General features: G+C 41.4%; 16 protein-coding genes and 1 tRNA gene. 9 read left to right on the top strand and 8 right to left on the bottom strand.

The features are described 5' to 3' along the window. From BM156_RS13990 to BM156_RS13975, 3 genes are all read right to left on the bottom strand, one after another. On the bottom strand, positions 1 to 578 hold a 578-nt coding region (locus tag BM156_RS13990), incomplete at its 3' end, for a hypothetical protein (protein ID WP_139218288.1). A 487-nt stretch (positions 579 to 1,065) separates the two neighbouring features. After that, positions 1,066 to 1,650, bottom strand: a complete 585-nt coding sequence (locus BM156_RS13985) for an RNA polymerase sigma factor (protein ID WP_093920512.1) — start codon at positions 1,648 to 1,650, stop codon at positions 1,066 to 1,068. A 542-nt stretch (positions 1,651 to 2,192) separates the two neighbouring features. After that, a complete protein-coding gene (locus tag BM156_RS13975) occupies positions 2,193 to 2,930 on the bottom strand; it encodes a TonB family protein (RefSeq protein ID WP_093920510.1) in 738 nt (245 codons plus the stop codon). Between the two features lie 230 nt (positions 2,931 to 3,160). On the opposite strand from BM156_RS13975, the gene BM156_RS13970 reads away from it, so the two are divergent. After that, positions 3,161 to 5,002: a BamA/TamA family outer membrane protein gene (locus tag BM156_RS13970; RefSeq protein ID WP_139218287.1), complete on the top strand. Its 1,842-nt coding sequence runs from the start codon at positions 3,161 to 3,163 to the stop codon at positions 5,000 to 5,002. Between the two features lie 4 nt (positions 5,003 to 5,006). Here BM156_RS13970 and BM156_RS13965 read toward each other — a convergent pair whose 3' ends face one another. Together BM156_RS13965 and BM156_RS13960 are read right to left on the bottom strand one after the other, a co-directional pair. Then, positions 5,007 to 7,133: a S9 family peptidase gene (locus BM156_RS13965; protein ID WP_093920508.1), complete on the bottom strand. Its 2,127-nt coding sequence runs from the start codon at positions 7,131 to 7,133 to the stop codon at positions 5,007 to 5,009. A 232-nt stretch (positions 7,134 to 7,365) separates the two neighbouring features. Beyond that, on the bottom strand, positions 7,366 to 10,293 hold the full coding sequence (locus BM156_RS13960) for a DEAD/DEAH box helicase (RefSeq protein ID WP_093920507.1): 2,928 nt from the start codon (positions 10,291 to 10,293) through the stop codon (positions 7,366 to 7,368). 410 nt (positions 10,294 to 10,703) lie between these two features. Between BM156_RS13960 and BM156_RS13955 the strand changes: the two genes are divergently transcribed. The 5 genes from BM156_RS13955 (at position 10,704) to BM156_RS13935 (ending at position 19,382) form a co-directional block, all read left to right on the top strand. Further along, on the top strand, positions 10,704 to 11,522 hold the full coding sequence (locus BM156_RS13955) for a sulfide/dihydroorotate dehydrogenase-like FAD/NAD-binding protein (RefSeq protein WP_093920506.1): 819 nt from the start codon (positions 10,704 to 10,706) through the stop codon (positions 11,520 to 11,522). Positions 11,523 to 11,564: 42 nt separating this feature from the next. Next, entirely contained in the window at positions 11,565 to 13,052 is a 1,488-nt protein-coding gene (gene gltA, locus BM156_RS13950) for an NADPH-dependent glutamate synthase (RefSeq protein WP_093920505.1), read from the top strand. Between the two features lie 54 nt (positions 13,053 to 13,106). After that, on the top strand, positions 13,107 to 14,096 hold the full coding sequence (locus BM156_RS13945; protein ID WP_093920504.1) for a dihydroorotate dehydrogenase-like protein: 990 nt from the start codon (positions 13,107 to 13,109) through the stop codon (positions 14,094 to 14,096). A gap of 132 nt (positions 14,097 to 14,228) precedes the next feature. After that, positions 14,229 to 16,670 carry a LysM peptidoglycan-binding domain-containing protein gene (locus BM156_RS13940; RefSeq protein ID WP_093920503.1) on the top strand — a complete coding sequence of 814 codons (2,442 nt, stop codon included), beginning with the start codon at positions 14,229 to 14,231 and terminating at the stop codon, positions 16,668 to 16,670. A gap of 141 nt (positions 16,671 to 16,811) precedes the next feature. Continuing rightward, entirely contained in the window at positions 16,812 to 19,382 is a 2,571-nt protein-coding gene (locus tag BM156_RS13935; protein ID WP_093920502.1) for a 3-keto-alpha-glucoside-1,2-lyase-like domain-containing protein, read from the top strand. A gap of 110 nt (positions 19,383 to 19,492) precedes the next feature. Here the strand turns inward: BM156_RS13935 and BM156_RS13930 are convergent. After that, positions 19,493 to 19,578, bottom strand: a tRNA-Leu gene (locus BM156_RS13930). A 325-nt stretch (positions 19,579 to 19,903) separates the two neighbouring features. On the opposite strand from BM156_RS13930, the gene BM156_RS13925 reads away from it, so the two are divergent. Continuing rightward, positions 19,904 to 20,581, top strand: coding sequence for an NUDIX hydrolase (locus BM156_RS13925; protein ID WP_093920501.1), 678 nt, complete (start codon positions 19,904 to 19,906; stop codon positions 20,579 to 20,581). A 39-nt stretch (positions 20,582 to 20,620) separates the two neighbouring features. Beyond that, positions 20,621 to 22,303, top strand: coding sequence for a ribulokinase (locus tag BM156_RS13920; RefSeq protein WP_093920500.1), 1,683 nt, complete (start codon positions 20,621 to 20,623; stop codon positions 22,301 to 22,303). A 77-nt stretch (positions 22,304 to 22,380) separates the two neighbouring features. Here BM156_RS13920 and BM156_RS13915 read toward each other — a convergent pair whose 3' ends face one another. Then, positions 22,381 to 23,268 carry a DUF72 domain-containing protein gene (locus BM156_RS13915; RefSeq protein ID WP_093920499.1) on the bottom strand — a complete coding sequence of 296 codons (888 nt, stop codon included), beginning with the start codon at positions 23,266 to 23,268 and terminating at the stop codon, positions 22,381 to 22,383. Between the two features lie 48 nt (positions 23,269 to 23,316). Beyond that, complete coding sequence (pdxH, locus tag BM156_RS13910) at positions 23,317 to 23,949, bottom strand: pyridoxamine 5'-phosphate oxidase (RefSeq protein WP_093920498.1); 633 nt, start codon at positions 23,947 to 23,949, stop codon at positions 23,317 to 23,319. Positions 23,950 to 24,027: 78 nt separating this feature from the next. Between pdxH and BM156_RS13905 the strand changes: the two genes are divergently transcribed. Continuing rightward, positions 24,028 to 24,630 (top strand): thioredoxin family protein, encoded by a 603-nt coding sequence (locus BM156_RS13905; RefSeq protein WP_093920497.1) that lies wholly within the window; start codon positions 24,028 to 24,030, stop codon positions 24,628 to 24,630. The last annotated feature ends 92 nt before the right edge of the window (positions 24,631 to 24,722 follow it).

Raw genomic sequence — 24,722 nt, 5'->3', positions numbered from 1 at the left:
TCCTGAACCGATCGTTGGTGAGCAGGAATGCTGGCAGCAATTTGTTGAAGATTAGCTCGTAAGTCCTGGATATCTTTTTCCTGCAGGGCATCCTGAATGTCTCTGAAGATGGCTTCGTCCATGGGGCTAAGCTCATTTTCTTCGTTTGCAGAGGCGTTTTCCTGCTGTTGTTCTTTGTAAAAATGATGAATATTTTCTTTGGAAGCGATGTTGTGCTGTGCCAGGTGAATTTTAGGCAGGCTCTGGCTCATGCTGATTAAATCATTGATGCTGACCGGTTGAGAGAATTCTTTAAAAGATGATAGTTCTTCGGATAATTCAAAGCTGAACTCCTGTTCATCGCTGTTCATTTCAACATCCTGCGAATTGGCTTGCTCCATGCTGATGTTTTTCAGCTTGTCGCGCAGGTTCTGAATATCCTTCTCCTGAATGGCTTGCTGGATTTGCTCTTGTAGCCTGACTTCCTCCTGTAGCTCTGAACTGAATGCCAGTTCTGCCTTGAATTCGCTTAGCTCCTGGCCGGTCAGCTCTCCGCTAAGGTACTTATCAACTAGCTCTATTTTATTTTTCCGTATCATCTTCACAATATTTTTTCTACGATTTCTTTTACGTTTCGCTTCCATGCTGGTTTAAGGATCCGTTTTTCCTTTTTACAAAGCATGTTAAAAACAGGGTGTCTTCGTTCTTTGTAACCTGCTGGTTTGCTATATTCCCCGTGCTTGTATTAAAAAAGAGTGAGCAATCGAATTACATTCCGGAATCTATTACTGCAAAGAGTATGCCTGTTGCTTTAGTTTTTTGTATTTGCAACAAGAATGTAATCCATTTTAGTTCCTGTAGAATTACTTAAGGATCAGAAATCATGCCTTTGTTTCGAGATTGAACTTCCGGCTTGTGTATTTTATCATTTTCAAACCTTTATTCCTGAAACTCGCAAAAGGTAACCCTCCGAATGCTATTTCCTTCATTCTACAGAGAGGCAGCTCACATCTTTGTGTGCCAATATTGTATTGTTTTCTTCAAGTCCAGGCTTGCTATAGGAATATCAAGTAGGAGTAGTCGTCGCTAGGCGTTATCTTCCAGAATCTTTTTGTACTCAATGTCTTGCTTGATGCTTTTTACAAGGTACTCTTTACATTTGTATTTTCTTTTCTTGGCATATTTTTCGCTTTGGTAGCCCATTACCTGCGCAATTTGCTTTAATGGGACTTTGTCGAAAAAGAGCTGAAGTATTTTCTGACAATCTTTGCCGAGATTTTTAAAATGTTTTTGGTAAAGCTTGTATTTTTCATTCATTTCGGCCGTCTCTTCAAAGCTGCGGTCGTAAATGTCTTCATTAAACTGATGATTATCTTGAATCTTTTCTCGTTCGTTTTTCCTTTTTTCCAGCTGTTTTAGCCATAAAAAACGACACACTGAATACAAATAGGTTTCAAATGAGCAGTCAAGTACCAGATCGTTGGCCTTTAGTTTGCGATAAATGATAATAATGGCTTCTTGGAAGATATCATTTGAGTCCTCATCATCCCCGCTATTCTTTTTTATAAAGAAGTTAATCTTGTAAAAGAAATTTTTATAAATGTACTGGAGAATTAAATTGTCGTTTCTCAGAATTCCATTTAGAAGTTCTTCGTTCGTATAATTTATCATCTTCGCTATTTAATTCTTTAAATGTTTTTATCCGAAAAAGACGGATATTTCTTCGCCAAATCCTTCAACCACACAAATACATTTTCAGGTTAAATATGCCCATAAAATGTCTAAAAAGCAAATGATATACGCCTTTTGAGCAACGGACAATCGTAACTTTATAGATGTTTGCTCCATGTGTTTCGATGATAAAAATACAAAATACAATCGTGGGATTTGTCTTGTAGGGGAAAATCGTCACAAATTGACTTTTGAAATTGTAAGTTGGAGTGAATTGAAGTTTGATCTTTTTAAAAAGTTGTTGTTTGTTTTTGGTGCAGGAATAAACTCAAAGCAGGTAGTTGAAATGGGGGAGGTGAGAAAATACTATAAAAATAAAAAGGTAGACCCTCTGGCCTACCTTTTCTCACTAAACTAACTAACCTAACTAAACCTAAACTTATGAAAAAAAACGTACTACAAAGATATGCTCTAAAACATTAACTCGAGTTAAAAATTTGTTAATTGATGTTAAATAAATTGTTTCCCCTCAAAAAAGTGGATTATTGCGGGACAAAAGTATAGGAAATGGTTCCTTTTTGCTGAGTGGGAGCAGAAGCGTCTGCATTAAAACGAGTTCGTTCTGCAGCCTGTTTGGCATATACTTCAAGCATCGGATCTTTTAGCTTGTTGTTTTTTCGTACTTCGGCTTGGATAACTTTACCTCTTTGATTGACGACAATATCAACAACAACCAAGCCTCCACCTTGTGCTAGATATACAGGAATGGGTAAGCGAACATGGTATCGATTTTCAAGAAAGTAATGAATGTTACTTTCTCCGGAGTAAATCGTATTTTTGATTGAATCAGGATCCATACCTTCGGTGGTTTCTTCGGGCATCGTAAATTCTTCCATCTTTTTGACTTCTTTTGACAATTGGCTGTTTACATCAGAAACCAGTTTCTGGGCTTCTGCGATTTCCCGTTGATAATCCTCGTCAAAAAACGGATCTTTAGTGGGAGCATCATTGACAGCTCTGTTGCTCCTGCTGGTTTGTTGTGGAGTTTCGTTTGGGGTAGAGGGCGTATTTTCGTCTTCGGCTTCCTCTTCCACTTTTTCAAGTTCAGGTTCTTCCAACTCTTCAATGGCTGAAAAATCAATGATAATTGGCTCTTCTTTAACTTTGCCTTTTAGATTAACTTCGGCAAGCAGAAAACTGCCAAACAGAAGAATATGAAATAGCAAGGTTCCGATAACGCCATAAATATTCTGCTTATATAACTTTTTGATTTTTGCCATACGTGGGCAAAGTTAATAACAAAAAGCCCTTAATCGGAGTGAAAAGGGAATTTTGAGGTGCGATTTTTTTATCTAAATCTTTTTTGATGTAAAGGTCTTTTCATTTTTTAATGTAAATTAAAGCCTGCGGACGGAGGGAAAGGTGATCGTCTGTTAAATGAGGTTAAAGAGACAATTGCAACCATTTTCTTTCGTTATGAAGTGCATAAAAGTATTTAATAATTAGCTGAGTGAGAAAACTGTATCGAGGGATATTGATTTGCTTTTTGCTGATGGAATCAGCTTATTGGGCAAGTGCCCAGGAGTTTATGGTAGATTCTGTGTCAAATGAAGCAGTTTCTACCGAGCAGTTTTATGATAGCTTAAAGCATAAAGCTTATCGTCACCGGATTACCCGGTTAGTGTATGATAACTTGGTGAGCCAAAAAGGAGTCGCGAATCAGCAGCTTTTAGAACAGGAATTATTCCAGTTAAATCAATTGGAGGGGAAAACAATTGCCAGTGTGCAAGTTCAGCAGCTGGATATTATTGGTCCTTCTTTTGCAGATACTAGTCGAGTAAGTCACACATGGCTGGGGCAAACAGCAAACCGCTTACATACACAAACCAACGAGAAAATTATTTATAAAAATGTGTTAGTCTATCCTGGTGATACCTTGAATGTCGAGCAGGTTTTAGATAATGAGCGAATCATTCGTCGCTTACCCTTTATAAAAGACGTTCGTTTTTTGGTTCGGCAGGACTCATTGAATACGGAAATGGTTCATGTTACGGTGTTAACCAAGGACGTTTTTTCCTTTGGGATTGGGGGGAGCATTAATGGGTTGAAAGTAGCTAGCCTGGAGATGTATAATAAGAATATTTGGGGGGCCGGGCACGAGATCTCGGGGAAAATAGTCGGGCATGTTGACCGTGAACCATATGTTGGTTTTGAATCTAATTATACCATTAATAATATTGGCGGAAACTTTTTGGATATTTCATTGCGCTATGCGGATACGTATGAAAGGCATGGAGGAGCACTGGTGTTTGATAAAGAGTTTTTGCGAACCACGACCAAGTGGGGAGGAGGTTTGACTGCTGCTCGATGGAAGCGGGCCGATCGCTTGATTGATGATGGCCCGATTATTTTGGATTTTGACTTGGACTATCGTTATTACGATGTTTGGGGAGGTTATGCTTTTCAATTGAATAAAGATGTACTCTATCGAAATAAACAATTGGTGTGGTCGGGCAGAATGAGATTCTACGATTTCTTTAAAAGACCAGAGCCTGATATCGGGAACCGACAATACTTTGCTGATTCAAAATTTTATATGACTAGCTTGAGCTTGTCAAAAAGGAGTTATTACAGGGATTATCTTATTTACAGTTATGGAATTACGGAAGATATCCCGAAAGGATATTTGCATGAGTTAGTCATTGGATACGATGATAATGAATTTACTGATCGTTTGTATTCACACCTTTACTTTTCTTCAGGGAACTTTATTCGGTACAAACCATCTTTTTTATTTGCATCAGCCGGAATAGGAGGGTTCTTTGGCCCTGATCGATTTGAGCAGGGACAAATCGAAGTCAATGGTTCTTATATTTCTCGATTGTATCCGTTTGGGCGAAAGAGCTTTCGGCAATTTATTAAACTGAATTATATTTTAGGAATCCGGCGGTTTGATGTGGAAAATTTGTTTTTGAACCGGGATTACGGTATCCGAGGATTTAACAGTGATGAACCTGCCGGAAAACAGCGCTTAACCTTAAGTTTTGAATCGGTTTTGTTCAGTCCGAAGAGGATTCTGGATTTTAACTTTGCTTTTTTCGGCTTTGTCGATGTTGGCGTGATAGGTTCGAATAAACACTTAGTTTTTACACAGGATTATTATGCTGGTGTAGGTGCTGGAGTGCGGATCCGGAATGAAAACCTGGTGTTTCGAACGTTGCAACTGCGTTTGTCATTTTATCCGAATCATCCGGCAGATATTGGTGGTTTAGGGGCGGTGTTTAATGAACGAAGCAAAACCCAGTTCTACAGCTTTCAGCCGCGCAAACCGGATATGCTTCGTTTCGAATAAACGTTTATAGGTAATCAATAAAGTATTGACAGATTTTATCCATCAAGTGGATGCGGTCTTTGCCGTGCACGTTGTGCGGATGAGTGGGGTAGGCAAAGAAATCGACCGGCTTATTTTGTTTGATGCATTCACGCAAAAACTTCATGCTGTGTTGCATGACAACGGTTGCATCTTGGGCTCCATGAATAAGCATCAACTTCCCTTGAAGATCTTTTACATGGTTAACCATGTTGGTTTCGTTGTAACCTTCTGGATTTTCCTCCGGGCGATCCATGTAGCGTTCGCCATACATAATTTCGTACATGCTCCAATCAACCACAGGACCTCCGGCTACGCCAACCTTGAATACTTCGGGATGGCGCGTCATCAGGTTTAAGGTCATAAATCCGCCGTAGCTCCAGCCATGAACCCCAATTCGGTTGGAATCAACAAAAGGTAGATTCATTAGGTATTCTGCACCTTTCATCTGGTCGGCAGTTTCGGTAATTCCAAGTCGGCGGTGAATAATATTTTCAAAAGCTTCGCCTCGGTTAGCTGATCCTCGGCTGTCTACGGTGAACATCACGAAACCCTTGGAAGCCAAATAATATTGCCACCAACGTACATCGTTGTGCCACGTGTTGTTTACCAGTTGGGCATGTGGTCCTCCATACACGTAAATAACTGCTGGGTACTTTTTTGTTTTATCGAAGTTAGGAGGAAGAATCATCCGGCAGTGAAGATCTGTTTGATTGTCGGCAGCTTTAATTGTAAACAGCTTATTCTCTCCAAACTGATAGTCAGCTGCAGGATCTTCTGCATTGTGAATGGTGCGTAGTTGTTTTCCTGTGGTCGAGAGTAGAGTGGTTTCTCCCGGAACATCAAAAGCGGTTCGGTGTGCAATGATGTGTCTTTTATCTGGTGATAATTTCCCTCTGAATGTTCCTTCAGCAATATCTAGCCTTTCAATGTCGCCATTCGAAATTTTTACACGATACAGGTGTCGTTCTACTGGTGTTTCCTGCGTACTTTGGATGTAAATGTACTTTTTGTCCGCACCATAAAAATCAGTTACTTCCCAGTTGCCTTTGGTGATTTGGCGAATAAGCTCACCGGAAGTATTGTATAAATAAATGTGGAACCAACCATCTTTACGTGTGGTGTAATAAAATTGAGTCGGATCATTTTCGTCAAAAGCCAGAGGATGCTGTGGCTCAACGTAAGTGCTGCTTTTTTCTTCAAAAAGTGTTGATTGTTTAGCTCCGGAAGCTACATCATAGCAGTTGAGTTGCATGTGGTTTTGGTCGCGGTTAAGCTCAGCCATATAAATTGATTGTTCGTCCGGGCTCCAGCTAATGTTTGTCAGGTAATGGTCATCAGGCTCTCCTGTGTTCAGGAAACTCGTTTTTCCTGTTTGCAGGTTATAAATACCAAGTTGAACCTGGTGGCTAGTCATGCCAGCCATTGGGTATTTTTCTGGCGTGTATTCTGCTTCCCTTGTCATGTAATCCACCAGGGGGTAGTCTTTCACCATGCTTTCATCTTTTCGGTAAAAGGCAACCTGTGTCCCGTTGGGAGACCAGAAAATTCCTTTGGTGATTCCAAACTCACGACGATGTGCATAGTGCCCGTTCAAAATTCCTTTTTGGTTGTCAAAGGTGATTTGTTTTTCGCCTTCATTATTGAGGATAAATAAGTTTTCTCCCTTGGTGTATGCCAGGCTCTGACTAGCATCGCAATAGTCCAGGTTTTTGGCTTCGGCGGGAATAGACAGTTGCTGTTCAATTTGCTTGTCACTAACCTGAATGAGTAACAATTCCTGTTTGTTGCGAATCTGAATCGTATTTTCATTAACAACCCGTACGGAAGGGAAATAGCTGAATGGAAGTGGACTCGCTGAAGTCAATTGGGTTAAATCAGCAATCGTTAATAAAACTGTTTTGCTGTCTTTTTTTGTTGAATATTGAAAGAGTGTATCGTTTTCAACTAAAATGTAGTGTTCGTTGCTGAGCCATTGCAGTGATCTTGGGCTTTCGGGGCGCAGGTAAGTACGACTGCCCATCACGGCATCTTCAAGCGTTAATTGTTTTTTTTGAGCTAATGTTGCCGTTGCCAGCAAGCTAAGCAAAATAAATAGGTAGCTTATCTTCATCTGTTTGTATTTTTTATAAGATATTCGATTTTTCGATGTTGGGTATTAGATTGCTATGTTTTCGGATATTCCGACAATTATTTATTGAGACGCTAAAGTAAATGTATTTGAGAAAACTGCTTCATGAGTTTCCTCAGACAAGTTTTTATTACAGTTTTATAGGCGCTTTTTATTTGAAGTCTTTAACAGGAAATGTTTCAGTAGTTCTGAATTCTTATGATTTAAATGGCGTTTAACTTAGTAGATTAATGATTTCTTTTTGGGTAATGGCCTGAAACGGGTTGTTTGAGTTGACAAATTTCTCAGCCAGTGTCGATTTACGCTCTTTTAAGAGCTGAATCTTTTCTTCGATGGACGCTTCGGTAATAAATCGGTAAACAAAAACTTTTTTGTCTTGCCCAATACGGTGTGCCCGATTGATGGCTTGGTTTTCGGCTGCTGGGTTCCACCATGGGTCAATAATAAAGACATAGTCAGCCGAAGTGAGGTTTAGTCCAACGCCTCCTGCTTTTAATGAAATGAGGAAGATTCTGTTTTCTGGATCTTCTTGGAAAGCCCGAATGACCTTTTCCCGTTTGGTCGTGCGCCCGGTCAGAATGGAATATTTCCATTTCTCTGATTCAATCTTTTCTTTAAGTAGTTCGAGGTGGCTTACAAATGAGGAGAAAATGAGAACTTTGTGTTTCTCTGCCATCAGGTTTTTCAAGCTTCTGAATATTTCATCAAACTTACCAGATTCAGCTTGTTCATTGCCTTGCACCATGGAGGGATGATTGGCTAGCTGGCGCAGTTTGGTCAGTCCTTGAAGGATGACGATGGCTGACTTTTCCATTCCTTCTTTTTCAATATTCTGGAGAATGCTGTTTCGAATGATTGACTTCTCCCGCTCGTACGATTTGTGCTGTTCCTTGGACATGCCACAATAGCGAATTTGCTCAGTCAACGGCGGCAAATCGCGCGCGACCTCTTCTTTTGTGCGTCGTAAGACAAAAGGCCGGATCAGTGTTTTTAACTTCTCTTGTTTTTCCGGATCGCTCTTTTTTTCGATTGGTGTGATGAACTCGCGCTTGAAATAAGCTTGGTTGCCTAAAAGTCCTTTATTCAGAAAGTTGATTTGTGACCACAGGTCCGACAAAGAGTTTTCAATCGGAGTTCCGGTAAGAACCAAGCGGTGTTTGGCATTGAGTTTTGTAATGGTCTGATAAGTTTTTGATCCCGAGTTTTTGATGTTTTGACTTTCATCCAGAATTAGGTAGAAGAACTCGTGTTCTTTTAGTAATTCATAGTCGTTACGGACGGTTCCGTATGTCGTTAAAATGATGTCGTAGTAAGAAATAATCCCTTTGAGGTTGAGCGCCTTTTTGCGTTGAACACCAACATATTTGTAGGCTTTCATTGAAGGGACAAACTTTTTGATTTCGTTTTCCCAGTTATGTATCAGCGAGGTTGGCATCACAATTAGTGCAGCAGGTTGTATTTGCTCGTCTGAGTTTTCTTCAAACAACTCACCTTGCTCTTTGCTTTCAGTCGGATCGGTAACTAAAACCTGCCGCTTCATTCGTTTTAATTTGAGCAACAGGGTTAGGGTTTGCAAGGTTTTTCCAAGTCCCATGTCATCGGCCAAACAACCTCCAAACTGATGCTCGTACAAATGATACATCCATGAAAAACCTTCTTCTTGATAGGAGCGAAGCGTAGCCTGAATATTGGCCGGAAGTGCAACGGGATGAGCTGCGGTTTGTCCAATTTTCTCCAGTCGCTGAAAGAAGGTTTTGTCGATTCCCTTCAGTCGCTTTTTGAGTAACTGATAATGGTATTTTCGAAGCTTTAGCGCTTGTCCTTCCTGCTTGGCAAAAGGAAGTAGATCTTCGTATTCGGCAAACCATTCTTTCGGAAGAATGGCCACTTCACCATTAGGAAGTTCAAACTCACGGATTCCGTTCAAAATGTTTCGCTTGAGTTTGATAAAAGGAATTTCGAAGTCGCCAAACCTGACTTTGGCATAGATGTCGAACCAATCCTCGCTGGTTTTTATTTCAACATCCAGGTCTTGAGTTGCGGTTGAATAGCGCTTTTCAAATTGATTTTGCTGAATGTCGATACCGGCTTCATGCAACTCTTGCTTGTGTTTGCCAATCCATTTTAATAGTTCAAACAGACGGTCGGTCTGATCCAGCAGGTCAAGTCCTTTGGGTAATAAGGTGCCTGTTTTTTCTTCCAGCCCAAGCTGCTTCAGAAATTGAAGTTGTTGCGTTTCCCAGTCAAAATCTCTTCGGTATTTCTTAAAATGGTAATTATCTCCTTGCTTTTGGAGGTTGACAAATACGGTTGACTTGTTGTTGGGCAAGTATTCAGCTTCTCCATATTTAAAACGAGGGACAAAAACAGGTTCCATCTGCAGGTTGGGCTCCATGGATAGCAGCATGCTTTTGTGGCTGTCGCAGTTTTCGATGGTAAATCCACTGGCCTTTACCGGATAGTTTTTTACCGTATTTAAAATGAAGGTTTCAAAATATTTATCCTCCACAGCTTTCGGAATCTGAATAAACTCTTTGTCTAAAAAGGGCAGGAGTTTTTTAGCGCTGATATGACGAAATAGAAACATTTTGTTTTGCCATATAAAACTGCAGGGTTGGCTGGTCACGATGGCCAGGTTCTTGTTTCTGATGTTGAGCGGTTTTCCTTCATGTTCGATGGCCAATGAGTAACGGGTACCTTCGTCATTTCGCTCAAAACAAAAGGTTGCCAGTGAAAAGGTCTCCGGCACTTCGATCCGGTCTTCATCATATAGGTTTGAATACTTAACCTGTTTAAAAAAGAGCCTGGTCTTTTGCTGCATCAGGAGTAGCGCGATTTGACGCATGTATTGGTCAATGTACGGACTGATATGATCCTGAAAAAGGGTGTGATCCATTTCCTGAAAGAACTTGCCAGATTCTTTCTGTTTTGAGAATTTTTTGACCAGTGCTTCATCGCTGTATTGATTGCATAGTCTGACCAATTCTTCCTGGTGCTGATTTAGTTTCAGCTCTGGAAGATCATGCAGCTTGACTAGTTTTGCAATGCTGTAAAATGAAACTCTTTTTTCAATTAAAAAGGCTTGGAAAATATTTCCAAATGTACGGTGTTCTGTCAGTCCTATAATCAGTTCGAGGGCCATGCCAAAAAAACTTGCTTTAAAAAAATACCGGAAGAAAATTTTCAGGTTTCAAAAAATGAACCTCAAATATACATGAATTTTGCGGGGCAGGGCCTGATTCGAATCAGATTTTAAGTTGCCTTTGCAGGAAAAACTTAGCCTCTGTGTCGTTCTGTTTTTGAATCAGATATTTACGAATGGGACTATAGCGGGTTGACTTTTTATAATCGCCTTGCTTTTAGTGTTATTTTATTGTTCGAATTGAGATATTAATTAATGTATGATAGTCTGAAAAGTAAAAATCTAACGATCTATTATTATATAGACAGAATAAAAATTCCGCAAAAAGTAGTTTTGGAGGGTAAAGAGTCGGCTGACATTGTTATTTTTGCAAAGCCGTTTTTGTGGCATAAAAAAAGAATCGATTAACCATGTATCAAATAGTTCAAAAAGAGCAGTTCTCGGAGAACGTTGTCAAGTTGGTGGTTCACGCCCCTCGCATTGCTCGTTCAAGAAAACCCGGGCACTTCATAATTTTGCGTATCGACGAAAAAGGCGAACGCATCCCGTTGACAATTGCAGAGGCCAATATTGAGGCCGGAACAATTACGCTAGTTGTACAAAATGTAGGTGTTAGTTCCAAACGTTTGTGTGCTATGAACGTTGGAGATCAAATCCTGGATTTGGTTGGCCCCTTGGGAAAAGCGACACACATCAGCGAGGTTGGTACCGTACTAGCCTGTGGTGGAGGTGTGGGAATTGCTCCGCTTTTACCCATTGTTGAAGGATTTAAAAAGGCCGGAAATCGTGTTGTCACTGTGCTTGCTGCCCGAACTAAGGAGTTGATTATTCTGGAAAAGGAAATTCGGCAATGGTCTGACGAGGTGATCATCATGACTGATGATGGTTCTTACGGAACAAAAGGCTTGGTTACTCAGGGAGCCGAAGAAATAATCAAACGCGAAAAAGTTGATGAGTGTGTAACCATCGGCCCAGCGGTGATGATGAAATTTGTGGCTCTGCTAACCCAAAAGTATGAGATTCCGACTCAAGCCAGCTTGAATGCCATTATGGTTGACGGAACAGGGATGTGTGGCGCCTGCCGGGCAAGTGTCGGAGGACAGACCAAATTTACTTGTATCGATGGCCCGGAGTTCAATGCTCATCAGATTGATTTTGATGAATTGATTCTTCGCTTGGGAGGCTATAAGGCTGAAGAGAAGCAAGCTTGGGAACGAGCCAATAGCTAGTGTTTGTTTTTTCGTAGTTTGAACCCCACAGTTAATTTAGCAATGAAAGAATACCTTAAGATAGAACGTGACCAGGAATGGCGTGACCAGTTACGCAAGAAAATCAAAAATAAAGAGCGGACAACGCAAGAACGGGTCTCAATGACGAGCCTCGATCCAATGGAACGAATTAAGTATCAGGATCGGGAGGTTAATTTGGGCTTGAACATGGAGCAGGCCCAGCGAGAAGCTTCTCGTTGTATGGATTGTGTAAATCCAACCTGTATTGAAGGATGTCCGGTAAGTATTAATATTCCCAAATTCATAAAAAACATTGAACGTGGCGAGGTGCTTGAGGCGGCTAAAACCTTGAAAGAAACTTCGGCGCTTCCTGCAGTATGCGGTCGTGTTTGCCCGCAGGAAAAACAATGCGAAGCACAGTGTTTCTATACTCTGAAATTGAAGAAGGAACCGGTCGCAATTGGTTACCTGGAGCGTTTTGCTGCTGATTTTGAGCAGCAAAGTGGTGCTGTATCTGTACCCGAAACAGCTCCTAAAAAACAGGTGAAAGTAGCTGCGATTGGTTCTGGGCCAGCATCGCTGTCCTTTGCTGGCGATATGATCAAATTGGGATACGATGTCACCGTGTTTGAAGCTTTGCACGAAGTAGGTGGCGTTTTGAAATATGGTATTCCAGAGTTTCGTTTACCCAACCATGTGGTGGATGTGGAGCTTGAAAGCCTGGCGAAAATGGGGGTGAAGTTTGAGCGTAACTTTATCGTTGGCCGTACAGCTTCGTTTGACGATTTAAAAGCAGAAGGCTATCAGGCATTTTTTGTTGCCAGTGGTGCCGGACTTCCTCGTTTCATGAATATTCCTGGCGAAAATTACAATGGGATTCTTTCATCCAACGAGTATCTGACGCGTGTCAACCTCATGAATGCTGCCAAGGAAGAATTTGACACACCCGTGTTGAAAGGTCAAAACGTGGCTGTTATCGGAGGTGGAAACACTGCGATGGACTCCGTACGTACAGCTAAGCGTTTGGGCGCTGAAAGAGCAATGATTATTTATCGTCGTTCGCGCGAAGAAATGCCGGCTCGTGTGGAAGAAGTTTTACATGCTGAAGAAGAAGGAATTGAGTTTTTGAATTTAAACAACCCCGTTGAATATTTTGCGGATGAAAACGGACGGGTAAGCAAGATGCGTGTGCAACGCATGGAACTGGGAGAACCAGATGCTTCCGGTCGCCGTCGCCCTGTTGTTGTTGAAGGATCGGAGTATGATATCCCGGTTGATGTGGTTGTGGTGGCTATTGGTGTTTCTCCAAACCCCTTGGTGCCTTCGGAATTGCCTGAATTGAAGGTGAGTCGTTGGGGAACCATCGAAGTGGATCCGGAGACGATGCAGAGTAGCAAGCCTGAATTGTTTGCAGGCGGTGATATTGTGCGTGGTGGAGCAACTGTAATTTTGGCAATGGGAGACGGTCGTAAGGCTGCTGCAGGAATGCATAAATACCTGAGTCAAAAAAATGAAACGGCAGCAAATTAATTCCGTTTTGTGTAAATTAGAAAAAACTTCGATTAACTTGGAAAAAATAGAGCGATGGCTAGTTTGACAACCCAATTTTTTGGAATAGAATTAAAAAGTCCGGTAGTGGCAGCAAGTTGCAGTTTAACCGGAAATATTGAACAAATAGAAAACCTGGCAAAAGCAGGTGCTGGTGCAATTGTTTTGAAATCTTTATTTGAAGAAGAAATCGATGCACAGCTTCAAGAAGAATTATCTGAGCGAAAAGCGTTGGAGCCTGATCCTGAATATATGGATTACTTCGACTATATCATCAAAGATGAAAACCTGAAAAATTATACCAACCTGATTAAGCAAGCCAAGCAGGCTGTTGATGTTCCTGTCATTGCCAGTGTTAGTTGCATCAGCGCTTCTGACTGGGTGGTGTTTTCCAGGAAGCTGGAAGAGGCGGGAGCCGATGCATTGGAACTGAACTTATTTTTATTGCCGGCTGATATTTCCAGAGATAGTGCAGCTAATGAGCAGTTTTATTTTAATGCGATTACCAAAGTGCTTGAAAATGTCGGTATTCCAGTTACAATCAAGATCAGCCATTATTTTTCGAACTTGGGTCAAATGATTCAGAAGTTATCGAAAACCGGAATTGCTGGAATCACGCTTTTTAACCGTTTTTACGCTCCGGATATTGACATTCTGAATGAACAAGTAGTAACGGCCGATGTTTTAAGCCAGGTTAGCGACTACCAAATGCCTTTGCGTTGGATTGGTTTGATGGCTGACCAGGTTGATTGTCCGCTGGCAGCGACTACCGGAGTGCATACGGCCGAAACAGCAATTAAGATGTTGTTGGCTGGTGCTGGAGTAGTGCAGGTTGCTTCGGTTTTGTATCAGGAAGGCCCTGATTATATTGCCAAAATGAATGAGCAGATTAAAAGCTGGATGGATAAAAAAGGCTACGACAGAATTAACGATTTTAAAGGGAAATTGGCCAACAAGAAAAAGGATGTTGTGATTTATGAACGAGCTCAGTTCATGAAGTATTTTGGAGGAAAGAGCTATTCCTAGCTTCTTCTGGATAAATACAATTAAACGCTTTTTAACACGTTCTTGGGATGGAACCCCAGAGAGAAACACTATTTTTGGGGTTTTATAACTGGGCCGTTTTTGTTGCCCCTCGAAAAAAAGGATAGAAAAAATATGAAGCATCGCATTGTACTTCTTTTATTGGTGATATGCTGTAGTCTACAGCTTAACGCACAGGAACGTCGCATTCAGGAAAATGGAAAAACTTACCTGATTCATGTGGTTCAAAAAGGAGAAACAATTTTTTCGTTGAGCAAAGCTTACGAACTTAATAAGAAGGAATTGCTGAATGCGAATCCCGACTTGATTTTTGGCTTGAAAACAGGTCAGGAGTTGCGCATTCCGGTTGAAGAGACTGCGCAGGAGGAGCCTATACTTGAACCCCAAAAAGAAGAACTTCCTAAGTTTCATACTTATCGGGTAAAACGACGTGATGGACTACATTTTATTGCCAAGCGTTATCATGTTGAAGTTGAAGATATCCTAAAATATAATCCGGGTTTGAATGAAGAACGCTTAAAGCGAGGGATGGAATTAGCAATTCCTGATGCCGATGATTTAAAGCGTATCCGGGAAGAGCAAAAGCAGCGACAAGCGCAGGCTAAAGCACAAAAAGAAAAGAAGAGTACTCCCGTAATTAAAACACATCGGGTTAGTGGGGAGGAAACATTATACTCGATTGCCAAGAAATACGACCGTTCAATTGCAGCACTCTTGGAGGCTAATCCCGAGGCAAAGAATGGCTTGCCCATTGGAATGGAGTTAATTATTCCTGAGGAAAAAGTACAAGTCAAAGCGGAGGATGTGAAAGATCGAGGTTTCTTCATTCACTTGGTTGAGACTGGCGAAACGTTTTGGGCCTTGGAGCGTGAGTATCATGTAGCGCGTGATGTGCTGGAAAAATACAACCCAGCCTTGGTTAATGGATTACAAGCCGGCTTACGCATCCGAATCCCGGTATCGGAAGAGTTGCCAGATATTGAGGTGGAGCCAGTGGATGACAATGCCTTTGTTAAGCATCAGGTTAAGAAAGGGGAAACCTTATACAGCATATCAAACCACTATCAGGTAAAAATAAGTGATCTGAAGAAAAGCAATCCGGTATTGGCGTATCGCGGATTAATGGCAGGTGAATTTATTTTGGTGCCAAAAGTTATTCAACCACAAGAAGCCGTGGCGGTGGATCAACCCAAAGAGAATGATCAACCCTTGGTAAGAGTAGAAGAGCCAGAAACAGTTGAGAAAATAAGGCCATTGCGACATGCCATTCAGGTCGTTCACCGGGAATTGCCCGAAGTTTGTAAGCCTGATTTTACTGCAGCCTACGAAAAATATGATGTGGCTTTGCTTTTGCCTCTTTATCTGAAAGAGAATGAAACGGTCAATCAGATTCCTGTTACTCGCGAGGAGATGTTGCAGGACTCACTTTGGATGAGTCAATTTGAGGATGCTTCTCAACTTCCAGAAGATACTTTTAAAATTAGGGAGGATGTGATTGTTTATCCTCGGTCTGAGAATTTCATTCAGTTTTACGAAGGTGTTTTGCTGGCTGTTGATAGCCTGAAGAAGGCCGGAATGAAGATCGAACTACATGTGTTTGATACCAATCAGGAATATGCAGTCGTTGATTCATTGGTCCGGTTGGATCTTTTCAACAAACTGGATTTGATTATTGGGCCGGTGTTTCCAAATTTACAGAAACCGGTAGCCGACTTTGCTCATCAAAATCGAATACCGATGGTTTCACCTTTATCTTCTGCCGGGAATTTTGAAAGTAGCAATCCGTGGTATTTTAAAGTTAACCCGACTAAAGACTATTTGGTAAGACAAACAGCTGATTATATTGGCGAAGAATATTTCAATAAAAACTTGATTGTACTTGAAATGGGAGAGTACAAACATTTAGATGAAGCTACTTTGGTAAACTTGTGTCGCGAGAAATTCTTTTCAACCGGATTTTTAGAAGGAGATCGCGAAGTGCGGTTCCACGAATACAACTTTAAGCGTGAGGGCTATTGGGGCCTACGTCGGATTTTGAGTAAAACGCGCGAGAATGTGTTTATCATTCCTTCCGAAACTGAAGCTCAGGTGAGTGTTGCAGTTTCCAATATTAATTCATTGTCTGAAGATTTTCCGGTGACTTTGGTGGGGCTTTCAAATTTTCAGCGGTATAAAAGTATTCAGCCTGATTATTTTCATCATGCTAATTTACACCTGCTAAGCCCCTATTTTATCGACTATTATGCGCCACTAACCAATCGGTTTATACAGGATTTTCGTGAAAACTTTTCGGGAGAACCAACGCAGTTTAGCTTTCAAGGCTACGATGTTGCTTACTATTTCATGTCAGCTTTGTTTCAATACGGCAAAGATTTTAAAGACTGCTTGCCTTACCATCATGTTGATTTAACTCAGGGAGAGTTTTACTTCGATCAGGTAAATCGTTATGGTGGTTACATGAATCGAGGACTGTTTGTTGTAAATTATCTCAAAAATTATGAAGTTGGGATTGATGGTGTGGTTGGAACTCCCAATGTTTTAGTTACTGAAAATTGATACAGATTTGGAGGCACCTGATATTTTCGGGTTACGATCAAAAGTAACTTATTTTTAATTCGTTTTGTGCAACCTTCAAAGCATCTATTCTGTTTAAAAAGATACCTCAGCGTTGACTTTTCACCTTGAAAAGCAATAGCCATGTATCAACTAATTTGGATTAAAAAAAGCATTTTGTTGGGATTCCTTTCTCTTCTGCTGGTTAGTGGTAAAGCCCAGCAAGCTCCTTACAACGAAACCAACAGTAAAATTCCAGGAAAAATAGAGATTGAACATTTTGATGTAGGTGGGGAAGGTGTGGCCTACCACGATGTAGATCCTGAAAATAACGGCGTTTCGGGAGGAAGTACCTACCGTGTCGATGAGGGGGTCGATATCAATGCCGATGGTGTGCTCGGCTGGTTTAAGGACGGAGAATGGTTGGAATACACGGTTGACGTTGACGCTGGGATGTACAATGTGACCGTTCAGGTCGGCACACCACAAAATGGGAAGCATTTGGAGATTTACCTGGATGAGGTGTTACTCACCCGCTATGAGATTCCCAATACTGGAAGTTATGAAGTGACTAGCCGAGTCATTAAAAATGTCAGAATTGCGGAAAGTGGCGAGAATCGAATTCTAAAATTAAAGAATGTCAACAACGATTTTGACTTTGATTGGATTGCTTTTGAAAAAGCAGAAGATCCTGTTGTGAGTTTCAATTTTAAGCATCATTCCATAGGCAGTAAGCTGCCAGTTGGAATTTTTATCGGCATGCAAACATTGGCTGATTATACCAATGATGGATTGATGGATATGACTATCGGTTCTAAGTATGATGGTTTATTTCTACTAAAAAATGAAGGTGACTCATGGAGCTCTCAGCGCTTAGCGGACATTCCTTTTCAATCGTTAGGGGCGGTTTCGATGGATGTCAATCATGATGGCTGGATCGACATCGTTGGTGCTGGAGTTTGGTATCAAAACAACCAAGGGACAAGTGCAACAGTGCATGTCTACGATCCGGTGTTTGTTGAAGGGAATGAATTCCATGATTTAGTGGCGGCTGATTTGGATGGTGATGGGAAAAAGGATATTGCCGGTATGGGGGATCAAACGGGTTTTTATTGGTATAAAATTCCTGAAGATCCAACCGATAGCTGGACACGTGTTACTGTAGAAGAAGCGTATCCTAATCCCCAGGATCGGGTTCATGGTGGTTTTTCGCCTAATGGAATTGGTGATTTGGACGGAGATGGTGATGCTGATATTTTTCGGACGAATGCGTGGTTTGAAAACCGTTCAAATGGGCAGGAGTGGATTAAGCACAGCCTGTATTTTGACGAGTTGTTTCAAGGCGCCCTACCTTATGGTAAGTCAATGCGAAGTGTGGTTATTGATATCGATAATGATGGGGATAATGATGTTGTTTTTAGCGAGTGCGATAAGATTTATGCCAAAATTGGAATTCTGAAGAATATTCGTGGTGATGGATCTGAGTGGCAATTGGAGTTGCTTCCTCAGAATGCTCCTGGTGGCAGAAGTTCGTTGCATAGTTTACAAGTGGCTGATTTTAACCAGGATGGTTTAGTTGATATTTTGACGGTTGACCAAGAAGATATGTTGACAGAAGATCTTCATGATCCACGATGGTATATGTATTACCAAACCTTTTCGGGATGGGAAGAAGAGGTTCTTTTTGATATAAAACTTGGGGGGCACGATATTTTGATGGGGGATGTGGAGCAGGATGGTGACCTCGACTTTGTCAGTAAGGTTTGGACTGGTTGGGATGGAAATGCCGTGGATGGACGAACGCATACTGATTATTTCGAAAATTTGCAGATTCAGCGAAGTCGAGTTGGAGAACGTTTGTCTCCAAATATGAACAACTGGACAAGTACTGGTGCTCGTTGGGAGCAAAATGGAGATTGGATTATTGGAGGAAAATTGCCAGAAGATCGCAACCAAGGTGGAATTTTACTGACCAAGAAGAAATATGGTGATTTTGAAGTCGTTTTAGATGTGTGGCCTGATTATAACTTTGATTCTGGCATTTTTTTGCGAACAACAGGAGATGGAGCAAAAGCCTATCAGGTGACCGTTGATTATCACGATGATTATTCGGTTGGAGGAGTATATTTACAGGGACTAGGTGGCGGTTCTTTTTGGGACTTCACAACTAAAGACCGATACCATATTCAAGGGAACCCTGCTTGGATTGACCTCAATGCCTGGTCGTATATTTGGAATCCGTATGATTGGAATCAATTTCGTATTCGAATTGAAGGAAATCCACCAACAATTTATGTTTGGATTAATGGTTGGAAAGTGAATGAATATACGGATAATCAGTTGCGCCTTGAGAATGATGGATACTTTGGCTTGCAAGTACATTCAGGAGTAAGCTGGGGGCCAGAAAATGAAATCCGTTTTAAAAATATCAAGATTTATTCATTGAATAGTACTTCTGTTGCTCAGGATTTCCAGCATGAACCACTAAAAGTATATCCAAACCCTGTAAGGGAGCAGCTGACTCTTTTAGGCGTTGAGAGTGATAGTCAGATTGCAGTTTATACAGTAACAGGAGTTTGTATCTATCAGGGAACAAGCTCTCGTGATTTTATGACTATTTTGGATACTGCTGAATGGCCTTCGGGTTTATACCTCCTAAATGTTCGAAGCCCGATTGATGCAGTAGTGCGATCCATTAAAGTGGTTAAGAATTAAAGTATAGAGAAGTCATAGTCGACCTGGAGTTAAGTAGCTTATTTTTTTGAGGAGAGTGGGCTAAAAATAGAAAGCGCCTGAAGTTAATCTTCAAGCGCTTTTTTACATTGTGCCCAGAACAAGACTCGAACTTGCACGGGAAAAAGCTCCCACCAGGCCCTCAACCTGACGCGTCTACCAATTCCGCCATCTGGGCAATACGTGTATTTCGGAAGGTGGAGTTTGAATTTCCACACTTGTCCGGCTTTTCGTTTAAAGCGATGCAAATATAAAAAAAATGTGATTGGTTCATCGGTCTTTTTATCGAAATTATTTCTGTTTTTAGCAGGTTTCCCTACAGTAAAATCATTTTGTGATCGTTTTTCCCGCAGTCCATAAAAGTGTATTTACTTGATAAACGGAGTGGTTTTATCTAGGAGGTGTTGTACAACATTCAGGCTTGCAAGGACTCTTAATTAATTGTAAAAAATACTTTTATAATTTTGGTAAGCTGCAAAAACGAATATTGAAAGCCTGAAGAAATGCTGTATAAACACCCAAAACACTATTTAGCCGTTGATTGTGTTATTTTTGGTTACCAGGATGGTGAGCTGAAATTATTGATTTATCCTCGCAGTTTTGAACCTGCCAAAGGGAGTTGGTCTTTACCGGGAGGCTTTGTTCAGGAAAGTGAATCCGCTGAAAAGGCAGCCAGGCGGGTTTTGAAGAAAACAACCGGCTTAGAAGATATTTTTATGGAGGAAGTGGCTGTTTTCTCAGAACCAGATAGGGAAGAACTGGCTCGGGTCGTCAGTGTTGCTTATTATGCTTTGGTGCGTACCGATGATTATCATCTAGAGCAATTAAAGCACTTTGGAGCAGAGTGGTGTCCAATTGTCGATTTACCAGAGCTGATCTTTGATCATGCGAAGATGGTCCAGTCAGCTTTGCTTAAGCTTCAGCAAAAGGCAAGTTTCGATTTGATTGGGGCAGCCTTGCTTCCTGAGCTTTTTACGCTAACCGAGCTACGGTGTTTATATGAAGCCATTTTTCAGCGGGAGTTCGATCCTGGTAATTTTCGGAAGAAAATATTGTCTTTAGGTCTTCTAAAGAAATCGGACAAGAAAGATCCTAAAGGGTCTAAAAAAGGAGCTTTTCTATATGCTTATTCCGAGAAGAAATCAGAAGAAACATCAAAAGAAAGAATTGTTAAACTATAGCTAACATCCATTAAATTAGATGATAAAATACTAAGCTGAATGAATAAAAAAGAAACGATGTATACGATTGGTCTCGATTATGGATCAGACTCGGTTCGCTCATTAATCGTGAATGTGGAAACGGGAGAAGAAGTGGCAGGAGCCGTTTTTGAGTATCCTCGGTGGAAAAAAGGTATGTATTGCGATGCGAATAAGAATCAGTTTCGACAGCATCCTAAAGATTATTTGGAAGGATTGGAACTTGCAATTACCGAAGCTTTAAAGCAGGTTTCAGCGGAAGTAGCCAATCAGGTGGTTGGAATTTCGGTGGATACTACCGGATCGACTCCTGTTGCTGTTGATGAAAAAGGTGTGCCTTTGGCTTTAACTCATGGGTTTGAGGACAATCCGAATGCGATGTTCATCTTGTGGAAAGATCATACAGCATTGCAGGAAGCGAATGAAATTAACGAGTTAGCTCGAAAGTGGGAGGTCGATTTCACTCGTTATGAAGGTGGAATATACTCTCCTGAATGGTTTTGGGCAAAGCTATTGCATGTGCTTCGCGAAGATCCTGCTGTATTTAGAGCTGCGAATTCCTGGGTTGAGCATTGTGATTGGATTCCTGGATTATTAACAGGACGAACAAGGCCGCGTCAGTTAAAAAGGAGCCGATGTGCTGCCGGGCATAAAGCCATGTGGCATGAAGCATTCAATGGCTTGCCTTCCGAGGAGTTTTTGATGGCACTGGATCCGATGCTTGGAGGATGGCGCGAACGTTTATATTCCGAAACTTATTCGAGTGATGTTGCCGTAGGAAAGTTGTCCGACGAATGGGCGGAGAAGCTGGGGCTGTCAACAGATGTGCTGGTTGGTGTTGGTGCTTTTGATGCCCACATTGGTGCAGTTGGAGGTGAGGTGGCACCATATCGACTGAGTAAAGTGATGGGAACGTCAACCTGCGATATGTTGGTGGTTCCGATGGAGGAAGCCGGAGAGAAAGTGGTTGAAGGAATTTGCGGTCAAGTGGATGGATCCATAATACCGGGAATGCTTGGCTTGGAGGCTGGACAGGCTGCCTTTGGGGATATTTATGCTTGGTTTAAACGCTTATTGATGTGGCCTGCTGAGCGCATTTTGGCAAAGACAAACATAGTGAATGAAGAGCAACGTGAATTGCTAATTCAGGAAATGGCGGATCAACTGATGAAAGAGTTAGCCGAAGAAGCAGATAAGATTGGAATAGAAGAAAGTGGTGTGTTGGCTTTGGATTGGATGAACGGGCGCCGGACGCCTGATGCCAATCCAACGGTGAAAGGAGCCATGGCCGGCTTGTCGCTTGGAACCGATGCTCCGCGTATCTTTCGTGCATTTGTTGAAGCTACGGCCTTTGGCTCAAAAGCGATTATGAATCGTTTTTTGGAAGCAGAAATGCGAATTGATGAAGTGGTTGCTTTGGGAGGAGTGGCCAAAAAATCGCCTCTGGTGATGCAAATTGTTTGCGATGTGCTTAACCGGCCAATAAAAGTGGCACGGTCTGAGCAAACTTGTGCTTTGGGAGCGGCAATGATGGCTGCAGTGGTGGCCGGAGAATATTCCTCGGTTGCTGAAGCACAGGAAAAAATGGGCAGTGGTTTTGAACATACTTATCATCCCATTCCCGAACATGTCGAGAAATACGAACGTATCTATAAATCGTACCAAACTTTTGGGCAATTGGTTGAATCTGGTTTATCCAACTAAAAGCCTCTGGTTGATCATTACAGTGGAAATCATGAAGAGCTTACTTTATTCTTCTGGTTTTCCGCTGTGTTTTTTGTCTAAAATAAAGTACCAGCGGGGACTGTTGGAGCTTTAAGCTGCGTTCCCAGTCGCTCGTTGATTTTTTTGATGAAATAGGCCGACAACGTGGGGGACTCCTTTTCCAGGTTTTGATGAACAAAAAAGTAAATGTTCTGAAGCCCTAAATCGACCCATTTTTCCAAATGGTCAACCCAGTCATCCAACCGTTTGTACTCACTGTCTGGATGATTGGCACCAACGTAGCGAACAAAAGCTGTTGGCGTTGTTAAGCGCATATGCAGTAAATCACGTCGCCCTGCTGTATCAACAAGAATATTGCTTACCTGGTGTTGTTCCAAAAGCTGGTAATAGGCTTTTGCAATTTCCGCATCGCCAAACCATTCCTGATGCCTGACTTCAGTTGCTAAAGGGACTGCCTTGGGGAAGTTTTCAATAAAAGTTGCCAAACGATCAAAGTTTTTATAGCCAAAGTTATTGTGCAATTGCAAGAAGACCATTCCAAGTTTTTCTTCAAAATGAACAATGTTGTCACAATAGATTTCAGTAAGCTGCTCTACATTGATCAAACGGCGCATGTGACTGATGGACTGGTTTATCTTGGGAAAGAATTTGAAATCATCAGGCGTTTTTTCTTTCCAGTTTTGGATTTGTTTGGCATCAAACATCCGGTAGAAGGTTGCATTCAATTCAATGGAATTAAATTGAGATGAATAATAGGCCAGTTCATCTTTAGTGCCTCGTGGATAGAATTTTTTCAAATCCTGCCGGTTCCATTTGGCACATCCTACATAAATGTTTAAGGGGTTTGTTTGCTGGTGTTTTTGCAAAACAGCTGCCGTATCCGGATGGTCTGGAGGAAGCGTGAAGTCAATATGATCGGGGTTATCTACTTTACCAAATTTCATGATTAGTTGAGTTTGGGATGTTTAAAAATTAGTTGAAGAAGCAGAAGCTTAAGGAGCTAATCGTTTAAATTTCCATCGGTTATTTTCGCCTAGGAAATATCGAATGCGATCATGTAAGCGTCCCGGACGGCCCTGCCAAAACTCAATCTCAGTTGGAGTGATTTGAAAGCCCCCCCAATGTGGAGGTTTCGGAATTGCTTGCTCCTTAAACCGTTCAGACACTTCCCGAAAGCTTTCTTCCAGAGACTGTCGGTTTGCAACCTCTTGGCTTTGTGCCGAGGCCCATGCACCAAGCTGGCTTTCGCGGGGACGCGATTGAAAATAGTCAGCGGATTGTTGTTCCGATACTTTACTTGCCACTCCTTTTATTCGCACTTGGCGCTCAAGTTCGTGCCAAAAAAAGTTTAAGGCCACATGTTCGTTGGCTGCTAACTGGTTCGCTTTTGAGCTGGCATAGTTCGTGTAGAATAAGAAATTACCATTCTCAACTTCTTTTAAAAGAACGATTCGCGAGTCGGGTACTCCAGCAGAACAGGTTGATAAAACCATTGCTGTAGGTTCAGTCACCTCTTTTTTAATTACTTCCTGCATCCATTCGTCGAATAGTTCAATAGGGCTGGATGGTAGCGATGATTCATCCAGCTGATATTTTTGATAATTAATTCGAATATCTCTTAGCATTTACATTTGTTTAGAACTATGGACAAACAAGTCAAAAAAAAGTTTTGTTATTATTTATGAATCAAACTGTTTAGAGATATGAAAACCTTAATTTCCTTTACTTTAGTCATGATGGGATTTCTGGCATATGCGGGAGGTTCTCAGTTAAAAATTGGAGATAAAGCGTCTCACACTTCCGTAAAAATGAAAGGTGTTTCGGGTGAAATGTTGTCGCTTGATGATGCACGCAAAGCCAACGGGGTCGTCTTAATTTTTTCAAGTAACACTTGTCCCTTTGTGAAAAAGTGGGAAGGTCGTTATAATGCAGTTAAACAGTGGGCTGATGAGCACAAGCTTGGTTTGCTTGTCGTGAATTCCAATTACCGTAACCGGGATGGTGTCGATTCCTTCGCAGCCATGAAAAAGCATGCGAAAGAGCACGATTATCAGTTCCCGTATTTGGTTGACAAAAATAGCTTATTGGCCAATGCGTATGGTGCACAAACGACCCCTCATGTTTTCTTATTCGATAAGGATTTTTCATTGGTTTACAAGGGAGCAATTGATGACAATTACGACGATGAGGCAGTCGTTGAAAATGCTTGGTTGAAAATGGCCATCGAGAGCGTGGCTGCAGGAGAACCAATAGCACAGGCTGAAACAAAGCCAATAGGTTGTGGTATTAAACGTAAGGTTGATTAGATATGTTCATATGTCTTGATAATCAAGGAAAATTGGCTCAAATAGATGTTCTTTAAACGAAAATGAGGGATTTGGTCCCAAAATTTCCTAAT

Origin of the sequence: Sunxiuqinia elliptica, assembly GCF_900113005.1 — a bacterium.
Classification (GTDB): Bacteria; Bacteroidota; Bacteroidia; order Bacteroidales; family Prolixibacteraceae; genus Sunxiuqinia; species Sunxiuqinia elliptica.
This window is presented reverse-complemented; position numbering and strand designations above follow the sequence as displayed.